Below are 21603 nucleotides of genomic sequence, written 5' to 3'. Positions count from 1 at the left end.
CACCTACTTCTTCGTAACATTAACTGAGTTACCTTCAGCTTGAATCTCAATTCTAGGATTAGATGTATCATCTTTTTCAACAACTACTTCAACTTTTTTGTTTGTATTGTTGATAACTTTTAGCTTTACTTGTGAATTATCTTCAGTTCCAACTCTTGCTTCACTTAATATATTTAATACTATGTTATCTGACTTTGCATTAAACTCTTCTCCAGTAGAAGTATTATCTTTAGGATAATATCCTGCTGTAGTTTTGTACTTGTAATATATCTTTCCATCTAACTCATTAAATTCTATTTCCACTTCTTCTACTTTTACGTTATCAGAATAAAGATATGTTTTTCTATCTGTATCGTTAGCTTTTCCTAAAGTTAATGTTGGTAAATCTGAAGCTGCTGATCTTAATAACATTACAAAGTCATTAATATCTGCATTTTCACCTAATTGCTCAATAGTTGAGTTATATGCACCACTTGCTGCTGCTACTGAAAAAGGTGTATCTTTTCCATAAGTGTTATCTAGTTCCCACTTCAAGTATTCCATATCCGCTTCTCCAAGCTTTGGAATTCCATAGAATTCTAAGTTCATACTTCCTGTAATATCAGTTTGAGAACTTGGAGTAATCGCAATGTTAGTTATATTAATCTTCTTGCCATATTCCTCAATTAAACCAATAAATCTTTTTAAGGAATCATAAGTTCCATTAAAGCTTATTCCTAACTTTAATTGCTCAGCTGTAGCTCCACCTTCTGATAGAGTTTCTGAGCTTTCAGTAGTTGTATCTTGTGACTCATTTTCACCATTGCTTAATATAACATTGTTTTCTACTTCTTTGTTATCCACTACCATAGTTTGCCCATCTTTATTGTTATAATCATCTGCTATAGCTTGCAGAGAACTATCTTGCTTCTTAACTTCTGGTGCTGATAATGTTTCAATAGTAGCAACTTCTATTGGACTAAATGATATATTAGCTTTTAATCCACTTGCTGTAATTAAAGTATCTATCTCTAATATAATTTTCTCTTGTAATAAAGTTGGATAAAATATAGCTGACTTTTCAGATATATTTGAATTTATAACTTTAATTTGTGATTTCTTATTTTCTAAGTTTGCTATAACCTGCATAGTTTCATTATATTTATTTTCTATTTCTACTAGCTCTTGCTTCTTGGTATTTAACTTTTCAACTTGACTTGTATAAATAAATTGATAGTAAACAACACTTATTAATATTGTTAGTAATATACCTAATAGAAATTTTTCCTTCTTACTAACCTTCATATTATTCACCATCCTTTAACGTACATCTTATATCAAAAGTATATTTTGTATCTCCTGATATAGCTCCAATATATACTTCTTGGATATTATTAAGCTGTTTTAAATTATATTGAACTTCAGCAATAGCAGTTCTATTGCTTGAAGTAGCCTGTATTGTAATTTCTGTATTTGTTACATTAAGACTATTAAAGCTTACTTCTGTAGGCAAAGTTGAACTTATCATATTTAATATCTCATTAGATACTACATCTCTACTTTCAACACCTTTATATATACTAGTAAGATCTTTTTCATATCTACTTAATATATCTAATTCCGTTGCTACTTTATCAGCTTCTTGAACTTTTTCTTGAATAGTTGGATCATTTAATTTAGCTTGATAACCTTTAATACTTTTCTCTACTCTTAATAAGTTGAATGTATTTAAAGCTAAAGTTCCTCCTATAAATACTGCCATAAAACCTAATAAGGAGTATGTATATATATTTTGGTTTTTTCGTTCTTTTTTCTTTCCTTGATAAGGACTAAAAAAGTTAATATCTCTTCTCATAACTCCTCCTTATAATCTTATAATTGCACCAATGGCATTTAAGTATTGTTCCATAGAAAGTTCCTTTAATTCTTTAGATGCAAATTCTATATTGTTTAATTTATCTATTTTTTCTGTTTTTATATCGAACTTCTCTTCTAGATAATTATCTATTCCTTTTATATTGGAAGTACCACCATAAACAAATATTTTGTCTATCTTATTTCCTACAGACTTATTCGAATAGAATTTTATTATTCTCTCTAAATCCATCACTATCTCATCTATGCATATTTTTAATGCATTATTTATAACATCATCGTCTTTTATATCAAGTAACTTTCCCTTTTCAATCTTAATAGATTCTGTTGATTTTACTGACATATTTAACTTTTGACTTAATGCAAAATCGATATTATCTCCACCAATTTTTATCATTCTTGTAAAGTCTAATTTACCATCTTTCAATACAGTTACATTAACAGAGTTTCCACCCATATCAACAAAAGCAACAGTACCTTTATCTCCTACCTTTGATAATTCCGAATAATTAGCTATCTTATTAATTGAGTTATAAGTTACATCTAATACATATGGAGTTAACCCTAGAGAATTTATTAAATCATAATATCCTCGTGCTATCTTATCCGGATAAGCAATAACATTAACCTTAAGTTTTTGACCAGATTCATCTTCTAATTCCTCTAAAATTATAAATTGAAGTATATAATCATCTAGATTTATGGGTAAGTATTGCTGAATCTCATATCTTATAACAGTATCTATCTCATCAGCTTCAACTTTAGGAATAACTATTTCTCTGTTGATTACAAGAGATGAATTTGTAGTTATAATCACATCTTGAGCTTTTATTTTATTTTCATTTAAAGAAAACTTAATTATATCTTTTAATGTATCTTGGTTTACTATTCTCCCATCATTAATAACACCATCTGGAGTTATTATATCAATACATTTATTTATAACTAACTTTTCTCTACTATACTTTCCTGTGACCATCTTTATAGATGATGCACCTATATCAAAGCTTATAACATTTCTAGACTTTTCTCTTTTAACAGGAATCTTAACATCTACCTTTTTGACTTTTAAGCCTTTAGTTAAATCCTTAATATCCATTTGTCCTATTTCTTTCAACTTAGAAAAATTAAAGACTTTTTTCTTTTCTTCTGACATTTTTTCACCTCTTTATTCTGCATATGGATTATTAGGTTGCTGAGCCTTTGTTGGTCTTGGATATATATTAATTAAATTAGAATTACCTTCTATAGGATAAATATATACCTGCACTGATAAGTCAGGAAAAATTTGAACTACAAAGTCTCCATCCTTTGTATATTTACCTTTGATATCCGATTGTAAATAGCTTGTCAAGGCTCCACTATCTCCATCACTATCTCCAACAAATAAATTACCAGTATAATCTCCATCTTCATTAAACGGAGTTATTTTATCTTCTGCTAACAACACATTAGTTGCCTCAGCTATTATCTTTGCATTAGCTATATCTGCATTGATATTAGCATTTTTTCTTACTTCTCCAAACTTAGGCAATGCTATCGCTGCTAGTATTCCTATAATAGCTATAACTATTATTAATTCAACAAGAGTAAATGCCCTTTTTTTATCTTTACACATACCTATTCTCCTACCGTCTTTAAATCAATTATTGCTTTCATATTATTAATATTATGAATATCTTAAGTATTGATAATGTTAATAATATGAAAGTGTAAAGTACTTTTTACACTTTCATAATTAGATATTATTAATTGTTTGGATAATATGGATGTCCTGAGGCTGGTGTTACCTCTGGATAAACTTGATTACTTGTATCTAATCCATTTCCTGTGGTTGCTTCTGGTGCCGCATGAACAGTTACATTTCCATCAGCAGTTACCTTAACAACAAATCTATTATTTGTCTTACTTACTTTTGGTGTTGGAGCTGATTGTAGATACCCTAGTAATGTTGTTGATTCACCTGTAGCAGGTGCAACTGATCCATCAGTTACTGTTCCATTACCTATTACAAACTCCTTACTTCCAATAATTATTTTTTCTTCTGCCATTAAAGTTGTTACAGCTCCCGCAATAGTTTTACCATTTGCTATATCAGCCTTAATATTAGCATTCTTTCTAACTTCACCGAACTTTGGTAATGCTATTGCAGCCAAAATGCCTATAATAGCAATAACAATTATTAACTCGATAAGAGTAAATCCTTTTTTCTTGTTTTTTAAGTTTTTAATCATTATAAAAACCCTCCTATTATGTATTTTTTTATTTATTTTAACTTTTAATTAAAATCTACATTTGTGTGTACATATCAAACATTGGTAGCATTATTGAAATTACTATAAATCCTATTACAAGTCCCATTACAACTATAAGTAATGGCTCTATTAATGCTGTTGTTGTTTGAATTGCTTGTTCTACTTCATCATCATAGAAGTCTGCTGTTTTGTTTAGTATTTCATCAAGTTGTCCCGTTTCTTCTCCTATATTTATCATTGAAGATAACATTTCTGGGAATATTCCTGCTTCTTTTATTGGTTCACTTAACCCTTCACCTTTTGTAACTTCTTCTCTTACTTTATTAATTGCATCTTCTGCAATCTTATTTTCAAGAACTCCTGCAACTACAGGTAACGAGTGGACTAATGATACCCCACTGGCAATTAGTGTAGATAATGTTCTTGTAAATCTTGAAACTATTATCTTTTTATTTAATTCTCCTATTATAGGTAAATGTAATTTCAATTTACTTATTGTATATATTCCATGATTTGTTCTACTGTAAAATTTAAATGCTACAAAGAAGCATATAATTATAACTATTATGAATAATATATTTTTCTGTAATATACTACTTAAATTAATTAGTATTTGAGTTGAAAGTGGCAAAACTACTCCTTCACTTTCAAACATCTCTATAAATGTAGGCATTACAAATGTCATAATAAACATTACAGCACATACTGCTACAATCCCTAATACAGTTGGATATGTCATTGCAGTTTTTATTTTATTATTTAACTTATTTTCTTTTTCAAAGTGAGTAGACATTCTTAACATCATAGTATCAAGGTTACCACTTATTTCTCCTGACTCAACCATACTTATAAGAAGCTGTGGAAATACATCATCATGCTTTTTTATTGCCGCTGATAACATCTCCCCTTTTTTAACATCTTCTTCTATTTGAACTGTCACTTTTCTAAGTTTTTTATTAGTAAGCTGGTTTGCCATAATATTTAAAGATCTATTTATAGATACTCCTGCATCAATCATTGTATATAGTTGTCTACAGAATATGGCAATATCTTTAGTTGTTACTTTCTCACCAAATCCTAATTCGATATTAGTACTTTCTACTACTTCTTCTATCATAAGTGGATAATATCCATTAGAAGTTATCATTTGAATAACTTCATCTCTTGAATTGGCAACATGATTTCCTTCAATCTTTTTACCATTACCACTCATGGCTCTATATTTAAACTTTGCCATTATTCATTACCACCTTTATATATCACTTAATAAAGTAATCGTAGCAAGTTCATTTATCGTAGTTATTCCTTTTAAAACTAAATCTCTACACTCTTGCCCTAGTGTAGTCATTCCATTTTCTAAAGATAAGTCTTTAAGAACATTTGGATTTTTAGTTTCATTTATTAAATCCCTATGTTTTCTAGTTATATCCATAATCTCATAGACACCAATTCTATCTAAATAGCCTGTCCCATTGCAATGTCCGCAACCTTGTCCTTCATGTAAAGTAAGATTTTCTTTTATATCACCTATTAAAATCTTCTTTTCATAATCAGTAGCTTCATAAGCTTGCTTACAGTAAGGACAAATTCTTCTTACAAGTCTTTGCGCAATAACCCCACATATAGATGTTGATACTAAGTATGGTTCAATCCCCATCTCAATAAGTCTTGTTATAGATGATGCTGAATCATTTGTATGTAATGTACTTAAAACTAAGTGACCTGTTATAGCTGCCTTTACTGCTATTTGAGCAGTCTCTTCATCTCTGATTTCACCTATCATTACAATATCTGGGTCTTGCCTAAGAATACTTCTAAGTCCTGAGGCAAATGTCATACCTGATTTTGAATTAACATTAACTTGATTTATACCATCCAATGTATACTCAACAGGATCTTCAATTGTAACAATATTAACATCATCTGAATTTAACTCATTTAGCACAGTATAAAGTGTAGTTGATTTACCACTTCCTGTTGGTCCAGTAACTAAAACAATACCATGAGGATTAGAAATTATATTCTTAAGTTTATTAAGATTATTTTCATTCATACCTAAACGTTCTTTTCCTAATTTATAACTACTTCTATTAAGTATTCTTATAACTATTTTTTCTCCACTAACTACTGGTAAAATAGAAACTCTCAGGTCAACATCATTATTACCTACTCTAGTAATAATTCTTCCATCTTGTGGTATTCTCTTTTCAGCTATATTAAGCCCAGCTAGTATTTTAATTCTAGCTACTAATGAAGCTAAACTCTCTATTCCTAATGTATTAACAGTTTGGAGTTCACCATCTATTCTATATCTTATTCTGATTTCCTTTTCAAAAGGTTCTATATGTATATCTGATGCTCTCATCTCTATAGAGTTTTTAAACATATAATCTATCATTTTAACAACTGGAGCATTCTTAACATCATCAATTTCCTCAATATTATCAACTGCATTCTTAGATTCTAATGTTTCTTTAGTAAGCTCTTGAGCTGCCTTAAAAACTTGCTCTGTGCTATAGTTAAGGTCTATAAATTTTTGTATATCACTTTTTGATGATATATAAATTTCTGGTTCTATACCTGTTGATATATTTACATCATCTATAGCAAATATGTTTAATGGATCAAACATAGCTATTTGAATTTTATTATTCTTAAAACCAAAAGGTATTAATACATGTCTTCTACATAAATTTTCTGTAACTAAATTTAACGTTTTATTATCAAATTTAATACTATTCAAATCTATCTTTTCTATTCCTGTTTGAGTTTCGATAGCTTCAATTATATCTTCTTCACTAATTATCCTACTCTCTACTAATACCTCTCCAAGCTTCTTCCCTAAAACTCTTTGAGATTTTAAAGCCTCTTGTAATTGATATATTGTTATTTTCCCGGCATCAACTAATATATCACCTAACCTACGTTTTTCACCTAACGCCATCAAATACCTCCTAAATACTTATTTCACTTCTATTTATATTTAACTGTTATTATTAATTACTAAAATAACGCCAAGTAATACTCTATTAATCTACTTCCATAAGCTGAAGCTATTATTCCCCCTATAGCTAAATATGGTCCAAAAGCTATCTCGGCTTTTCTATCTTTCAGTTTTAATATTAATATAATTGCCCCTACTAATCCTCCAAATATGAAAGCTAAAAATATAGTAACTATTATTCCTTTAATACCTACAAATAATCCACATATAAGTGCTATATCTATATCACCTTCACCCATTCCTCCAGTTAAAGTAACTATAGCCCATATGACACCAAATCCTATAGCTGCTCCTGCAAGATTGGTCCAAGGAATATTTTTAGTAATTATCCATTCAGCTATTAGAAATATAATTCCACTTACTACTCCAAAAACAACTGTTGAATTGAATACATATTTTGTTTCAAAATCAATAAATCCTATTACTATCATTAATGAAGCAAAAATTATAAACTTAAAAAACTCAAAGTTCAATCCATAGTTCAAGTAAATTACTACATATAATAAAGCATTTAATATTTCTACTAATGGATATTTAATACTTATTTTTTCTTTACAAGCTCTACATTTTCCACCTAAAAAAACATAACTTAAAACTGGAACTAAATCCTTGACTTTAAGTTCATATCCACACTTTGTGCAATGTGACGGTGGAAAGGATATAGATTCTTCCCTTGCAATTCTATATATACAAACATTCAAAAAACTTCCTATGCACAATCCAAATAATACAACAAAGAATAACTCCAAAATTTATCACCTTTTCCACAAAAGTTATTTTTTCCCTAAGTTCCCCTAAGATTATACACGTAAAAAAACATTACTTCTACGTAAAATTATTATTTGTCGATAACTTTTTTCTACAAAAATTCTTTTCTAAGTTTATTTTATTTATATTAAACTTTATATTAAACTTTATATCAAACAATGGATTTATTAACACTTTTTAGGCTTTAAATGGAAAATAGTATAAAAAAAGAAACTGCTTTACGGCAGTTTCTTTAAAAACTCTTAACTATAAACTTTTAATTATTAACTAATTTTAGTACATTCCGTCCATTCCACCCATTCCTGGTGCTGGCATTGCAGGTTCTTTTGCTGGAATATCAACAACTGCAGCTTCAGTTGTTAGGAATGTAGATGCTACTGACGCAGCATTTTGAAGTGCTGATCTTGTAACCTTAGTTGGATCAACTATACCAGCTTTAATCATATTTACATATTCACCATGTAAAGCATCGTATCCAATTCCATTTTCGCTATTCTTAACTTTATCTACTATAACAGAAGCTTCATCTCCTGCATTTGTAGCTATTTGTCTCATTGGCTCTTCTAAAGCTCTTAAGATTATATTTATACCAACTTGAGTATCTGCAACATCTGAAGTTAATTCAGCTACTTTGTTAATTATGCTAACATAAGCAGTTCCTCCACCTGATACTATACCTTCTTCAACAGCTGCCTTTGTAGCTGCTAAAGCATCTTCAATTCTAAGCTTTCTTTCTTTTAATTCAGTTTCTGTAGCTGCACCAACTTTTATTACAGCAACTCCACCAGCAAGCTTAGCTAATCTCTCTTGTAATTTTTCTCTATCAAATTCTGAAGTTGTTTCTTCGATTTGAGTTTTTATTTGATTAACTCTATCTTTTATAGCATCTTTACTTCCTCTACCATTAACTACAGTAGTGTTTTCTTTTGATACTTTAACACTTTCTGCTTCTCCAAGCATTTCTAAAGTAACTTCCTTTAAGTCTCTTCCTAATTCTTCAGAAATAACTTCTCCACCAGTAAGTGTAGCTATATCTTGAAGCATTTCTTTTCTTCTATCTCCAAATCCAGGTGCTTTAACAGCTACACAGTTGAAAGTTCCTCTTAGCTTATTAACTACTAAAGTAGTCATAGCTTCCCCTTCAATATCTTCAGCTATAATTAAAAGCTTTCTTCCTGATTGAACTATTTGCTCTAATATTGGAAGTATTTCTTGTATGTTAGAAATCTTCTTATCAGTTATTAAAATAAGTGGATTATCTAAAACAGCTTCCATCTTTTCTGTATCAGTTACCATATAAGCTGATACATATCCTCTATCAAATTGCATACCTTCAACTACTTCTAGCTCAGTACCCATTGACTTAGATTCTTCAACAGTTATAACACCTTCGTTACCTACTGTTTCCATAGCATCTGCTATAAGCTTACCTATTTCATTATCTGCAGCAGATATAGCAGCAACTCTAGCAATATCTTCTTTACCATTTACAGGCTTAGAACTATTCTTAATTTCTTCTACTGCAACTTCTACAGCTTTTCTTATACCATTTCTAAGTAATATTGGATTTGCTCCTGCAGTTACGTTCTTTAGCCCTTCTCTTATAATAGCTTGAGCTAAAAGAGTAGCTGTAGTAGTACCATCTCCTGCAACATCATTAGTCTTAGTTGCAACTTCTTTAACTAATTGAGCTCCCATATTTTCATATGGATCTTCTAATTCTATTTCTCTTGCAATTGATACACCATCGTTAGTTATAAGTGGTGAACCAAATTTCTTATCTAATATTACATTTCTACCTTTAGGTCCTAAAGTAACCTTTACTGTATCAGCTAGTTTATCAACACCAGCTTGCATTGCTCTTCTTGCTTCTTCTCCAAATTGAATCATCTTTGCCATCTCTCAAATACCTCCTTATTCAACTATAGCTAAAATATCGTCTTGTTTTAATATTGTATATTCTTCTCCGCCAACCTTAACTTCTGTTCCTGCATATTTAGAATATAATACTTTATCTCCAACTTTAACTTCCATATCTATTCTCTTACCTTCATGTATAGCGCCAGGGCCTACAGCCATAACTTCTGCTTCTTGTGGTTTTTCTTTAGCTGATCCTGATAAAACTATTCCACTCTTTGTTGTAGTTTCAGCTTCTAACTTTTTAATTACTACTCTATCGCCTAATGGTTTTATATTCATTTTATTTCCTCCTAAAATATCATTCTGTTTTTAGCACTCACTATAAACGAGTGCTAATACTTTATATTTATAATATATCTTTTTAGTCTGAATCTTTCAACAATTACTTTTTATATTATTACCTTAATATGGTTAATTATTACCAGTTAGAACTATTTATTTTATTATAACTCATTTTTTCACTCATTTTTTTAATTTTTCAAATTATTGCAAAAATATAAGAGGAACTGAATTTTCAATCCCTCTTATATTATTACTCTCTTTCAAGATTTATATCTTCAAAATCATTTAATATGTTATTTTTAAGAACAGCTTTTATTGTAGTTCCATTATTAATCTTAGTAAATGCACCTCTAGCTCTAAGTGGTGGTACTATTGTTCCTGCACCATTTATACATCCACCTTCACACATCATACCTTCTATAAAGTTTCCTGGAAGTTTGCCCATCTTAGCAAGATTCATAGTCTTTTTACAATCTAATCCTGAAACTTGAACTGGTTTAAACTCAACTTTACATCCGCTATCAGATACATAATTCTTTATTGCTGCTGTAAGCCCTCCAGCCATACCAAAACCTCTTCCAAATATTGAAGCATCATTTACATTTTCATCTTCCATTTCAAAAGGATTTACATCAAAGGCTTCAAATAAAGCTAATAATTCTTCAAAAGTTAAAACATAATCTACTGCTTCACTTACTCCTAACCTAACAGCTTCTCCTTTTTTAGCAGTACATGGTCCAACGAATACTACTTTAGCATCTGGCTCCTTACTCTTTATATATCTCGCTGTAGCTACCATTGGAGATACAGTTCCTGATATTCTATCCTTTTCAGTTGAATTAGTCTTTTCTATAAAGCTTAAGAATCCTGGGCAGCAAGAGTTAGTCATATACTTATCTCCTCTTTCCATCCTCTCTACAAATTCATTACTTTCATGGACTGTTACAACATCGGCTCCTAATGCAGCTTCGACCATATCCTCAAACCCTAATGCTTTAAATGCATTTCTTATCTTACCATAATTCATAGTAGGTCCAAATTGCCCTGTAATAGCTGGTGCAACTACTGCATACATCTTTCTATGTCTTCCAAGTCTCTTAGCTACAGGAACTATTAAGCTCTTATCTGATATAGCTCCAAAAGGACATGATCTCATGCAAGAACCACAGTTAACACATATCTCTTCCTTTATCATTGCTCTTCTATCTTCTTCATTTATATCTAAGGCCCCTGTAGGACATGATCTCTTACATGGTCTCATAACTTCTGAAATAGCATCATAAGGACACGCTCTCTTACACATACCACATTCTTTACATAGCTCTTGATTTATATAAGCTCTTCCTCCAACTATAGTTATTGCTCCAAAATTGCAAGCTTCTTTGCATCTATGAGCAAGACAGTTTCTACAAGAATCTGTAACATTAAATTTATCTATTGGACATCTGTCACAAGCCGCTTCTATAATATATATAATTTGTTCATCCGGTCTTATGTCTATAAGTTCTGTATCAAAGTTGTCTCCATTTGCTAAATAACCAGCTGCAAGTTTTGCTCTCTCTAGAACAATGGCTCTTTCTTTATAAACACAACATCTATACTGGGCTTTATCGCCTTTTATAACCTCATAAGGAACTTTTTCGATACTTTCTAAAGATATTTCATCTTTTTTGGCAAGTTTAGCTACTTCGGTTAATACTTCATGTTTAAGTTTTTTTAGCTGAGTTTCAAATTGAAACATAAAATCACATCCCTTCATAAATTATTATAACTCTATTATACAATATTTACCTATTTTTACTACTATTTTAAATTTTCTGATAACTTTCTCTTAACAATAAAAAACCTTGATAATCAAGGTTTTTTAAGATATAAACTAATTCATTTGCAATACTTTATGATTTTCAACAGCATAAATATAATCGTCTATATATTCACCAATTCTATCTTTTAGTAAATTTTCTACTGTTAGCTCCATTTTCCCACTTCTAATCTTCTTATATTGATTATGCATATACTGACTTACCAAAGTTAATGGAATATCAACTTGTTTTAAGTTATCTATCATTTTTTCTAAACTATAGTTAACTTCTTCTATTGGTAAGTAATATCTACATCTATCTGATAAACCATATATTCTATCAAACTTAATCTTTTCTTGAGTTCCAGAATAGTGATTTTTCCAATATCCATTATTTTTTACCATATTAAACTCTAATATTTCTCTAAATTTTGAAAGTTCAAGATTAGCATTATATTTTAATAGTTCATTTTCCATTAAGTTTAATTCAAAAGCAGCTTCTCTAAATCCATAAGTTAATGCTGGTCCAACTTTTAAAATTATAAATCCATCTTCAACCATTTCATTTAAAGATTCATCTGTTTGATAATCTGTTGAGTGAGCTTCAAATATTAGTTCTGGATAATCTCTTAAAGCTTCTGATAATTTAATAGCCTTTTCTCTATCATATTGCCATACTTGTTCACTACCAAATTCAACTCCTGGTTGAACTACAACTCCAACAACATATTGCCAAGCATCTGCTACTCCATGTCTTGCGAAAGCATTCTTAAATGTCTCTATTGTATTCACTAAATTTTCTACCTTAGTGACTGGTATCCCTTCTTCCTCTTCTTCAGCTTGTGCTCCACCTGGTATTGGAACTTCACTACCTATAACATAAACAGGATGTACACTTTCTGGATTTTCACTTAAAAGTTCTACAAATGCATCTTCTGCTACCTTACATAAAGTTGCAGCCCTTTCTGATATCAATTCATCTCCAAACACCCCATTTTCAAAATCACCTATTATAGGCATACTTGTATCTATATGAATTTTTGTAAATCCAGCTAATACATATTCTCTAATTAACGTTTTAGAGTTCTCCATAGCTTTTTCTTCACCTAATTTAGTCCATGTTAAAGGTCCTAGATGATCTCCACCTAAAATAATTCTATCCACAGGAAAATTATTTTCCTCTGCTAAATTGTGAATATATTTCATAAAATCCTTAGGAGTCATTCCTGTATATCCACCAAACTGATCAACTTGATTTGCTGTAGATTCTATCAGCAGATGCATGTCTTTATCTCTTAATCTATCCATAGCTGCTTCTATAACATATTTATTAGAAGAACATACTGAAAATATTCCTGCCTTTTCTCCACTTTTATACCTTGAAACTAATTCTTTAATCGGATGCATAATATAACCACCTCTCATATTTATTAAATATTTATTTTCTCAATACCACTCTTCAACAGGTAATTACCAGTTGTTTCATAAAATCACTATTTTATTTAATCATCTCCTTTGTAACTCATTAATAAATATTTATTAATTTTTGCAACGTATATAATAAATCTTATTATTCAAATAAAACTTATATTCTTATTTATTTAGTAATTGAACTCTATATTTAAATTTATCTCCACGAGCTACCCCTATTGTATATTCTATTAAAACATCGTGATCATAAGTAAGTCTTTCTATTCTTAAGCTTGGAGCCCCTTCAGGTATCTCTAAATATATACTTTCTAATCTTCTAGTGATTATAGGCTCAAAATACTCCTCAGCTGATGTAAGTTTTGCATTAAACTCATCTACCAATATTTCATACATAGGAATAGTTTCTAATTTATCTTTACTTAATCCAGCAAACAAGCTATATGGTAAGTAGGTTATTTCATACATCATCGGTATATCATCAGCTTTTCTTACTCTAGTAATTTTATATACAAGCTCATCATCATTTAAATTAAATATACGACTAATCCTTTCATCAACATTAACTATTTCAAATCCTATAACTTCTGAATTAGGCTTCTTTCCTAACTTCTTCATTTCTTCTGTAAATGAATAAAAAGAACTTAAATCTTGATTTAACCTTTTAGGTGATACAAAAGTACCTTTCCCATGAACTTTATATATATACCCCTCTTTTTCTAGCTGATCTAGTGCCTGACGAACTGTAGTCCTGCTAACATCATATATATCACATATCTCTCTTTCAGAAAGAATCTGTTCATGCTCTTCCATATTCTTTTCTATTTTTTCTATTAATATATTTACCAATTGCAAATATAGTGGTGTTTTTAAATTTTTATCAATACTTTTCATCTTTATCTCCCAAACTGGTAATTACTACTTAATGTTATTATAAATTATTTTCTAATATATTCCAATAAAATTTTCTGTTTTTAATAATTTTTTAAGCGACTTTTTTAGACTTTTTTCACACTCCATAATTATAAGGTAAATATATTAGAAATTTTGTCTAAAACTCAAAAAAATACAATATGCAATTATTAGACAAATTATTATCTATAATTACATATTGTTAATTAATTTCTATTTAACGGTTTTATAGCTGCTTCTAAAGAATACTTGATAATTTAAAATATTAATGATTGATATTATAACTAAGAATAATCCTGTAAACTCAATTGATATAATAGCCATACTAGCCATATACAAAACTAAACTAGCTAAGAATATTATAACAATATTGCATATCTTTATATTAGCTTGCTTTTTACCTATTATCTCTAGCATCTGTTCTTCTGATAAATCTTGATCGCCATACTTTTTAGAAAGCATATTAGAACCAATACTTGTTACAGCTTGCTTACTTACAAAATCACAAATAAATATTATAAATAATCCTAAAATTGATAGTAAGAAAAGCTGATAATTACTTACTTCTAAAGAAAGTATTACTGCTGATGCTTTAAATGTAGCAAATAAACTTACTGGAAGTAATAATACTATAGGCAACATTACTAAACTAAACATAAATGTTATTTTCAGCTTCTCTTTGAAAGACTTTCCCTTGTTTATAAATGCTGTTAAAGTAAAAGAAAAAATTAAAACTATTAATATTGCGATTAATGCTGTTATTACATACTTCATACTATGTCCTCCTTTAAATTCATTAATACCTTTTATACTCATATCTCGTCTTTATTATATAACATAATATGTATATTTGTATATTTTTTATCATTTTTTCAATATCTTTAGTAAAAGTTAATAATGGACTTTTTTCTTTTATAATTTATCTAAACAATTTATAAACATTATATATAATTACTCATAAAAAAAGCAGCCATCGCTGCTTTTTTACACTTAACTCTTAGCTATTCTAAAGTTTTATATTGTTTTCTCTAGCAAATATAAAATCATAAAAATTTATAAATATATTTGCCTATAAATCGCATTAATACTAACTTTAATCATTTTTCACTATATATAATTCTATATAAAACACTATAATTTTTTTGACGAATTTTTGACGTGGTAAATAAATAATTTTTAATTTGAATACACTATTTATTTTCAGGCTATACTCTAAATAGTATTTCTTATTTACTTTCTTCATTAATTCTCCCTAAGCTATTTTAGCTTGGAGTACAATCTAAAAAGCTCTGTGTTTATACAGAGCTTTTTTATTTAATATTTAATTTTTATATAATACTATAACTTATTAATTTAAGTTATCTATAGCATATTGTGCTTCTTCCTCTGTAAACTTTTCTCCATATTCTGAAATTAGTTGGTCGTATATTGCACTTGGAGACATAGCCATAGTCTCTTGATATGATTTTGCCTTTTTTAAAGCGTTCTCGTTCCAATCGGCTTGTACATTATCTACAGCATATTGTGCTTCTTCAGCCGTAAACTTTTCTCCATATTCTGATATTAATTGATCATATACACCTGCTTTAGACATATCCATAGTCTTACTGTATGACTCTGCTTTCTTTAATGCATTTTCATTCCAATCTACTTCTAAATTATCTATAGCATATTGAGCGGCTTCAACAGTAAACTTCTCTCCATACTCTGATGTCAACTGGTCATATACTCCTGCCTTAGACATATTCATAGTGCTAGAATATGACTTAGCTTTCTTTAAAGCAGACTTGTATTCGCTTGGAACGTTATCATCTATTTTATCCTCTACCTTTTCTTCTGGCTTTTGGTTTTGACTTAATTCTACATTAGAATTACTAGTCCCACTACTAGTTGCAATAGAATTATTATCACCAGCTCCTCCTATCGCTCCAACTAATATAAAAAACATTACTATCCAAAACCAAACTCTTTTATATATTGGTTTTTTATTTTTTGCTCCGCAGCCTGGACAAAACTTAGCCTTAGCCGCTATTTCTTTCGAGCAACTTTTACATTGTGTCATCTTTGCCATTCGACAACTCCCCTTCTTCAAATATTCGCATTATAATATTAGACGATATACATTCTATTATCAATATTTTCGACAAAGCATCTAGTATTATTACACTTTCCGACAAATTACGAACTGTTTTAATAGTATTGATAAGTTTATTGACTTATTAAAATTTAATAATGTAGCCGTTAAAGAACTTCGGAGAGATGACTGCTTAATATACCTTTAACCTTTACATAAAAAAGAGAGCCAAATACTTTAATTTCGTATTTAGCTCTCTTTTTTATTTGTGTATAAATATCTTTATTTATGCACATAATCTAAAGTGTCTTTCTATTATACATAATCCCCCTAATAAAAAAGGCTAGAGATCCAATTACGGAACCCTAGCCTTTTTCTAGTACGATTGTTCAGGTAAATCTATAATTAATTTTTTGCAATTAGTACATAAATAACACTCTATTTTGCTATCTAGTAAGTCATCAACTAACTTAATTCCATTCACAAATGGATATAAAATTGATAGTGTATTTTTCTTATTAGGTATCCATTTAGGTTGATATATACCATCAAAATGTATTGCTCCAGTTTGCATTTCTTCATTACAATATGGACATTTCATTAATTAACCTCCTATTTTACTCATAAACTTAATACTACATTTTAACTCTAAAATTTAAAGTTACTCACTACTTGATTTTATCTAATTCATCAAAAAATATTGAAATTTCTCCACACCTTGGACACACAGCAGCCTTTACCTTTCCTTTAGTGTTTGATGAAAAAATACCGCCACCTTTACCTAATACTACTGATGCTACGGCAGTAAGATTTTCAGTTTTAAGCATATAATCTTCAATCATAACTTCATCACATCTCAAACATTTTCTCATATTACCCCTCCTAAATACGAACCATTTAATACTATTACTTATTTCTTTTTTTCATATATAATAATAACCCTAATCCTATAACAAAGATTATTCCTATTCCAACAAATAACGGTGATATTTTAATAGTCACTAATACTCCTGTTACACTTTCCATAAAAATCCTCTCCTTGATTTAAGTATATAAATTTATACGTTAATTATATCATATTTTGTAAATATATTGATATTAAATAAAAAATCTAACTGTGTAGAAGTTAAAGCTCTTGGGAGAGATGAGTGCGTGGTTAAACTTTAATTTCTGCATAAAAGAAAGCTAGGTACTAATTAAAGTATCTAGCTTGTTTAATCATCAATTAATTTTATTTCTTATATTTATCCTTCTTTCTATATCCACCTCTAAAGCTTTGTGTAATATATTTAATGTTAGCTATTGCTGGTTCAAAATATTCATATTCACATTCAATTTTACTTAGCTTCAATATAATAAAAACTAATACTAATAAATATATCCCAAATATTAATGTTAAAGAAATTATTCCTAAAAATATATTATAACTTATTAGTTTTGTTATTAAATTAAATCTATCTATTGTATAAAGAAATATCAATGTCATAATTACTAAAGAGCATGCTATATTAAAATAACTCGCTAATGGATACCTAACCACTGTACACTTTATTTTTTTATCAGCACATCCTTCAAATACATTTTCACAATTGCAATTACCTCCTAGATATGAACCAGTAAATCTTCCAATTGTATACATCAACATAAATATTATATTAAAAATAGCCATAGATAATAATATAATAACTAGAACTAACCTATATATACTTACTTCATTAACTTTCTCTAATGAACTTGCAATAAATGATAGACCTCCAGTAAATGCCATTACAATACCTGAAAAAATACCTAATATTGTTATTGATTTTGCTGTACTATTATCAATATCTTTATTCATTTCTTTTAATTTATCATCAACTTTTGCTGCTTGTTCATTTATAACTTCCCATCTCTCTTCTATTTCAGCATATTTATTTTTCACATCATTAACTTCTGTAAAGGCTTTATTGGCTTCTACTGAAATTTTTTTAAGTTCTTCTAATCTAATATTTTCTAAGTTTACATGATCCCATAGTTTAATAACTCTTTTTTTAACATTTATATTATCTATTGAATTGCCTATATCTCTAATTTTCGATGCTAAAAAAGCTCTTCCCTCATCATCACCTATCGAAAAAAGAACCTTTGTCACTTGTGAATACTCATGCCTATAATTATCAGTATATATCTTTTCAAACTCTAATTTATATTCTTCAAGTTTTTGCTTGTCTAATTTATTGTCATTTGCTAATTTAGAAATTAATTCTTTTAATTGTACATCTTTGCTCAAATCTCATCCTCTACCCATTTACAAAATATCTTTTCATAACGTCTATTGTTATTTTATTTTTTCTCCCCTCTACATATGACTCTCGCCACGGACTCTCATTATGAGTATCCTCAACTAGCTTCCATGCTGTTAAAAGACTTTTTCTCTCTATAACTGGATCAATTATATCTTTTATATTATCTGGCAGCTCTGCCTCTATACATTTCATATTAATATCACTAGATGAATATCCATTAAATTCAAAATAAACTTCTGGAACAACAGGTCCATAAGGCCATGCTACGATCTCTTCCTCAAATAAAGGCTCACCATTAGTTTTCTTTATATACTCTCCTTGAACATAATATAGTATTTTCTGTAACTGCAAATTAGTTACAGGCCTACCTAAATCAATACACTTATTAATAACATAATTTGCTACATAAATTGCATTCAACATACTATATCACCTCTTTCTATTTAATACTTTTACCTTATTATATATTATTTATATTTAATTGTGAATACCACTAATTGCTACTTTAATCAATATCATAAAACAAAAAAGGCTAGAGCTCCAATTACGGAACCCTAGCCTTAAATTTAATATATTGGATTATTTGTTATTGATGAATCATTATCTCTTGGAGCGTATATATTAACTCTTCCAAAACTTTGTGTTTGAATAGTATACACATCAGTTTGTGGGTTACCTAGAATTTCATAGCTTAGGCCACCATATGTTTTAGGTGCTAAACTTCCACAAGCATTTGCTATAACTGGAGCAACATTAGTAGGATATACTCTCCAACTTGATACATGAGATTTTAAATTTAAATATTCTTTATTAGATTGACTTGGAATTTCAATATTAGGTTCTTCTGATCCACCTTTTGTGTAAAACTCACTGTCATTATCTTTAGGAACATATACATTTACTCTCCCATAGTCTCTAGTTGAAATTGTATATACATCTTTTTGTGGTTTACCTAAAATTTCATATTCAATTCCACCGAATAAAGATGGGTTTAATGTTCCACATTGATTACCAATAACAGGGGCAACATTAGTAGGATATACATTCCATTTAGTCATATGTCCTTTTAAAAATAAATACTCTTTATTTCCTTGTGGCTTTTCTGGTTTAGATATTGGAGGAGCACTTTCTCCAGTACTACAGTTCAATATTTTATTTACCTCATTAGCAATATAATTAAATCTACTTTCTAAATAAGGTCCAGGACAATTTGTATTAGCAAAATATCTGTGCATTGTTAAATTCCCATTTTTATCTCCAGTAAAGCTTAGTTTACTAATTCCATTTCTTCTGCATATATCTACACAAAGTTCAATTAACTTATTTAAAGCTATATCAGAAACATGCCAATTACCACCTATTTCATCATTTGCAACTTCTATAGTTACAGCTTGATTGTCATTTTCATAATTTGAACTTGTCCACGCTCTATTACTTTCTTCTACATATAAACCAACTCTTCCATCAGTACCTATTCCATAATTAGAGCTAGCCTCTCTTTGCGGATTTGAAAAAACATTTCCACAAGTCTCTACTGAAAGATTGCCGGCCATATGGTGTATAGTTATCTTTTTGATAGTACCTGTTCTCCTTGTAAAGTTTGGTGATAATTTTACAAAATTCACTAAATTACTATTACTCATTTTACATTCCTTCTTTCTTTTAAATTTATTTTATGAAAAAGAGAGCCTACTGGCCCTCATAATTACCTTTATTTAATTCCTTCTTTTCTCCATCTTTAAGCTGTGCTAATGCATCTTTTAGTTTATCTGGTATAGGTAATCCTAATCCAGCACAATTCTCTAATAAACTTATTCCCTCATTAGCTATGTAGAAATAACAAATTAAAGTTCTAAATACCCATGTGCCTGTATTTAATAATCTATCCAGTAATACTGCTACTATAAGAACTATAAATATAACTGTTTTTCTTGCTATTCCCTTAAGTCCTACATCACTAGAAACTTCTTTGTTTATCCAAGCTCTTAAGAGCCCTGTAATATAATCTAGTACCATAAATGCAATTAAAACTACTAATGCAGTGTCCCAACTCCCAAATAACCACGTTAATCCTGTTCCTATTGTTGCTACAATTACTTTAAAATAATTTAATATGTTTTCCATTTTTACACCTTCCTTTTATTTTTTTGTATAAAAATAAGCTAGATTATAAAAATCTAGCTTTTGAATAATATTTTTGCTTTTTTCATAAAATACTTGCGAGGTTCTTTAAATTCCTCTTGTATATACGATGGGTTGCATGGATAGGATCAGGAGTTACTATTGCAACCTATCATAGTTAACTTTAAGCTAAGTTAATGCATATTAAAAAGATAATTTTAAAATAAATTCTATTTTTATTATATATCCTGAGAAACTTTTTTCCTCTCCAGAGTACATTAATTATATAACCAATATTCTCCCAATAATATTAGTATTTTCATATTAAAGTTTCATAGTATAATGTTCATCTTATAATATTCATCCAATTACTTTAATAATTGTATGGATGTTCCACAATTATACACCTACTAATGTTATGTAGGAATCAATTTTTTATAAACTTGCTTCCTACATTTCTTTTTTATCATTAATCATCTTAACTAATTTCTCATATAAATCATGTTACACATTCCTTTTATTTTTTTGTATTAAAATAATTTAGACTAATTCTCTAAGTTATGAATATTTTTTAACATTTCACACAATATATAATTAAGGTACATTCCTTTATTATATATGATAGTTTGCTCTGTCATAATTATCATTTATTTAAAACTTATACTAAACAAGATGTAGTTTGTATACTCCTTCTGCATCTTACCAGTACGAATAATAGATATAGAAAAAATATACACACCAGATTTATGCATTCTATATCTATTATTTTTTTGTGCGCACTTTTAATCAAGTACGCACTAAATTACATATGATATTATTCCATATATATAATTACTTGTATAAGCCGAACTCCAATATAATTTGCACACACCTTTATTACTAATTTCTAAATATGCAAT

The 21603-nt window shown here is 29.0% G+C and carries 22 protein-coding genes; all 22 read right to left on the bottom strand.

Features of this window, described 5'->3' with window-relative positions:
- Positions 1-3: 3 nt before the first annotated feature.
- Positions 4-1284 carry a hypothetical protein gene (locus H8S20_RS18260; RefSeq protein WP_186861031.1) on the bottom strand — a complete coding sequence of 427 codons (1281 nt, stop codon included), beginning with the start codon at positions 1282-1284 and terminating at the stop codon, positions 4-6.
- 1 nt (position 1285) lies between these two features.
- Complete coding sequence (locus tag H8S20_RS18255; protein WP_186861030.1) at positions 1286-1834, bottom strand: PilN domain-containing protein; 549 nt, start codon at positions 1832-1834, stop codon at positions 1286-1288.
- Positions 1835-1843: 9 nt separating this feature from the next.
- Positions 1844-3010 (bottom strand): type IV pilus assembly protein PilM, encoded by a 1167-nt coding sequence (pilM, locus tag H8S20_RS18250; protein WP_186861029.1) that lies wholly within the window; start codon positions 3008-3010, stop codon positions 1844-1846.
- A gap of 12 nt (positions 3011-3022) precedes the next feature.
- Complete coding sequence (locus tag H8S20_RS20755) at positions 3023-3472, bottom strand: prepilin-type N-terminal cleavage/methylation domain-containing protein (RefSeq protein WP_186861028.1); 450 nt, start codon at positions 3470-3472, stop codon at positions 3023-3025.
- Between the two features lie 130 nt (positions 3473-3602).
- Positions 3603-4088: a prepilin-type N-terminal cleavage/methylation domain-containing protein gene (locus H8S20_RS20750; RefSeq protein WP_186861027.1), complete on the bottom strand. Its 486-nt coding sequence runs from the start codon at positions 4086-4088 to the stop codon at positions 3603-3605.
- 55 nt (positions 4089-4143) lie between these two features.
- The gene (locus tag H8S20_RS18235) at positions 4144-5346 is read right to left on the bottom strand and encodes a type II secretion system F family protein (protein WP_186861026.1); all 1203 of its coding nucleotides are present in this window, start codon (positions 5344-5346) and stop codon (positions 4144-4146) included.
- A gap of 15 nt (positions 5347-5361) precedes the next feature.
- A complete protein-coding gene (locus tag H8S20_RS18230; RefSeq protein ID WP_186861025.1) occupies positions 5362-7053 on the bottom strand; it encodes a GspE/PulE family protein in 1692 nt (563 codons plus the stop codon).
- Positions 7054-7112: 59 nt separating this feature from the next.
- Entirely contained in the window at positions 7113-7862 is a 750-nt protein-coding gene (locus H8S20_RS18225; protein ID WP_186861024.1) for a prepilin peptidase, read from the bottom strand.
- Positions 7863-8154: 292 nt separating this feature from the next.
- A complete protein-coding gene (groL, locus tag H8S20_RS18220) occupies positions 8155-9780 on the bottom strand; it encodes a chaperonin GroEL (protein WP_186861023.1) in 1626 nt (541 codons plus the stop codon).
- 15 nt (positions 9781-9795) lie between these two features.
- A complete protein-coding gene (gene groES, locus H8S20_RS18215) occupies positions 9796-10080 on the bottom strand; it encodes a co-chaperone GroES (RefSeq protein WP_032117154.1) in 285 nt (94 codons plus the stop codon).
- Positions 10081-10333: 253 nt separating this feature from the next.
- Complete coding sequence (locus H8S20_RS18210) at positions 10334-11824, bottom strand: 4Fe-4S dicluster domain-containing protein (RefSeq protein ID WP_186861022.1); 1491 nt, start codon at positions 11822-11824, stop codon at positions 10334-10336.
- A 135-nt stretch (positions 11825-11959) separates the two neighbouring features.
- The gene (locus H8S20_RS18205) at positions 11960-13291 is read right to left on the bottom strand and encodes a class II D-tagatose-bisphosphate aldolase, non-catalytic subunit (protein ID WP_186861021.1); all 1332 of its coding nucleotides are present in this window, start codon (positions 13289-13291) and stop codon (positions 11960-11962) included.
- 186 nt (positions 13292-13477) lie between these two features.
- Positions 13478-14206: a GntR family transcriptional regulator gene (locus tag H8S20_RS18200; protein WP_186861020.1), complete on the bottom strand. Its 729-nt coding sequence runs from the start codon at positions 14204-14206 to the stop codon at positions 13478-13480.
- A 231-nt stretch (positions 14207-14437) separates the two neighbouring features.
- A complete protein-coding gene (locus tag H8S20_RS18195) occupies positions 14438-14998 on the bottom strand; it encodes a hypothetical protein (RefSeq protein WP_186861019.1) in 561 nt (186 codons plus the stop codon).
- 574 nt (positions 14999-15572) lie between these two features.
- Entirely contained in the window at positions 15573-16295 is a 723-nt protein-coding gene (locus H8S20_RS18190) for an Ltp family lipoprotein (protein WP_186861018.1), read from the bottom strand.
- Between the two features lie 379 nt (positions 16296-16674).
- Positions 16675-16899, bottom strand: coding sequence for a PF20097 family protein (locus H8S20_RS18185; RefSeq protein ID WP_186861017.1), 225 nt, complete (start codon positions 16897-16899; stop codon positions 16675-16677).
- 67 nt (positions 16900-16966) lie between these two features.
- On the bottom strand, positions 16967-17170 hold the full coding sequence (locus H8S20_RS18180) for a hypothetical protein (RefSeq protein ID WP_186861016.1): 204 nt from the start codon (positions 17168-17170) through the stop codon (positions 16967-16969).
- Positions 17171-17204: 34 nt separating this feature from the next.
- Complete coding sequence (locus H8S20_RS18175; protein ID WP_186861015.1) at positions 17205-17324, bottom strand: LPXTG cell wall anchor domain-containing protein; 120 nt, start codon at positions 17322-17324, stop codon at positions 17205-17207.
- Between the two features lie 205 nt (positions 17325-17529).
- Positions 17530-18567, bottom strand: coding sequence for a hypothetical protein (locus H8S20_RS18170; RefSeq protein ID WP_186861014.1), 1038 nt, complete (start codon positions 18565-18567; stop codon positions 17530-17532).
- Positions 18568-18577: 10 nt separating this feature from the next.
- Positions 18578-19006, bottom strand: a complete 429-nt coding sequence (locus H8S20_RS18165; RefSeq protein WP_186861013.1) for a Panacea domain-containing protein — start codon at positions 19004-19006, stop codon at positions 18578-18580.
- Positions 19007-19149: 143 nt separating this feature from the next.
- Entirely contained in the window at positions 19150-20226 is a 1077-nt protein-coding gene (locus H8S20_RS20575) for a peptidoglycan recognition protein family protein (protein ID WP_243177778.1), read from the bottom strand.
- Between the two features lie 46 nt (positions 20227-20272).
- Positions 20273-20707: a phage holin family protein gene (locus tag H8S20_RS18155; RefSeq protein ID WP_186861012.1), complete on the bottom strand. Its 435-nt coding sequence runs from the start codon at positions 20705-20707 to the stop codon at positions 20273-20275.
- Positions 20708-21603 lie beyond the last annotated feature (896 nt).

This window comes from Clostridium hominis (assembly GCF_014287825.1).
GTDB lineage: Bacteria > Bacillota > Clostridia > Clostridiales > Clostridiaceae > Clostridium > Clostridium hominis.
The sequence above is the reverse complement of the archived record's forward strand: the minus strand, read 5'-3'. Positions and strand labels throughout refer to the sequence as shown.

What these genes read in the sequence shown, in the direction of transcription:
- H8S20_RS18205 (WP_186861021.1), bottom strand. Translation starts at nt 13,291, where the DNA reads ATGCATCCGATTAAAGAATTAGTTTCAAGGTATAAAAGTGGAGAAAAG.
- H8S20_RS18230 (WP_186861025.1), bottom strand. Translation starts at nt 7,053, where the DNA reads ATGGCGTTAGGTGAAAAACGTAGGTTAGGTGATATATTAGTTGATGCC.
- H8S20_RS18200 (WP_186861020.1), bottom strand. Translation starts at nt 14,206, where the DNA reads ATGAAAAGTATTGATAAAAATTTAAAAACACCACTATATTTGCAATTG.
- H8S20_RS18195 (WP_186861019.1), bottom strand. Translation starts at nt 14,998, where the DNA reads ATGAAGTATGTAATAACAGCATTAATCGCAATATTAATAGTTTTAATT.
- H8S20_RS20575 (WP_243177778.1), bottom strand. Translation starts at nt 20,226, where the DNA reads ATGAGTAATAGTAATTTAGTGAATTTTGTAAAATTATCACCAAACTTT.
- groL (WP_186861023.1), bottom strand. Translation starts at nt 9,780, where the DNA reads ATGGCAAAGATGATTCAATTTGGAGAAGAAGCAAGAAGAGCAATGCAA.
- groES (WP_032117154.1), bottom strand. Translation starts at nt 10,080, where the DNA reads ATGAATATAAAACCATTAGGCGATAGAGTAGTAATTAAAAAGTTAGAA.
- H8S20_RS18185 (WP_186861017.1), bottom strand. Translation starts at nt 16,899, where the DNA reads ATGAAATGTCCATATTGTAATGAAGAAATGCAAACTGGAGCAATACAT.
- H8S20_RS20755 (WP_186861028.1), bottom strand. Translation starts at nt 3,472, where the DNA reads ATGTGTAAAGATAAAAAAAGGGCATTTACTCTTGTTGAATTAATAATA.
- H8S20_RS20750 (WP_186861027.1), bottom strand. Translation starts at nt 4,088, where the DNA reads ATGATTAAAAACTTAAAAAACAAGAAAAAAGGATTTACTCTTATCGAG.
- H8S20_RS18260 (WP_186861031.1), bottom strand. Translation starts at nt 1,284, where the DNA reads ATGAAGGTTAGTAAGAAGGAAAAATTTCTATTAGGTATATTACTAACA.
- H8S20_RS18210 (WP_186861022.1), bottom strand. Translation starts at nt 11,824, where the DNA reads ATGTTTCAATTTGAAACTCAGCTAAAAAAACTTAAACATGAAGTATTA.
- H8S20_RS18235 (WP_186861026.1), bottom strand. Translation starts at nt 5,346, where the DNA reads ATGGCAAAGTTTAAATATAGAGCCATGAGTGGTAATGGTAAAAAGATT.
- H8S20_RS18190 (WP_186861018.1), bottom strand. Translation starts at nt 16,295, where the DNA reads ATGGCAAAGATGACACAATGTAAAAGTTGCTCGAAAGAAATAGCGGCT.
- H8S20_RS18155 (WP_186861012.1), bottom strand. Translation starts at nt 20,707, where the DNA reads ATGGAAAACATATTAAATTATTTTAAAGTAATTGTAGCAACAATAGGA.
- H8S20_RS18165 (WP_186861013.1), bottom strand. Translation starts at nt 19,006, where the DNA reads ATGTTGAATGCAATTTATGTAGCAAATTATGTTATTAATAAGTGTATT.
- pilM (WP_186861029.1), bottom strand. Translation starts at nt 3,010, where the DNA reads ATGTCAGAAGAAAAGAAAAAAGTCTTTAATTTTTCTAAGTTGAAAGAA.
- H8S20_RS18180 (WP_186861016.1), bottom strand. Translation starts at nt 17,170, where the DNA reads ATGAGAAAATGTTTGAGATGTGATGAAGTTATGATTGAAGATTATATG.
- H8S20_RS18175 (WP_186861015.1), bottom strand. Translation starts at nt 17,324, where the DNA reads ATGGAAAGTGTAACAGGAGTATTAGTGACTATTAAAATATCACCGTTA.
- H8S20_RS18255 (WP_186861030.1), bottom strand. Translation starts at nt 1,834, where the DNA reads ATGAGAAGAGATATTAACTTTTTTAGTCCTTATCAAGGAAAGAAAAAA.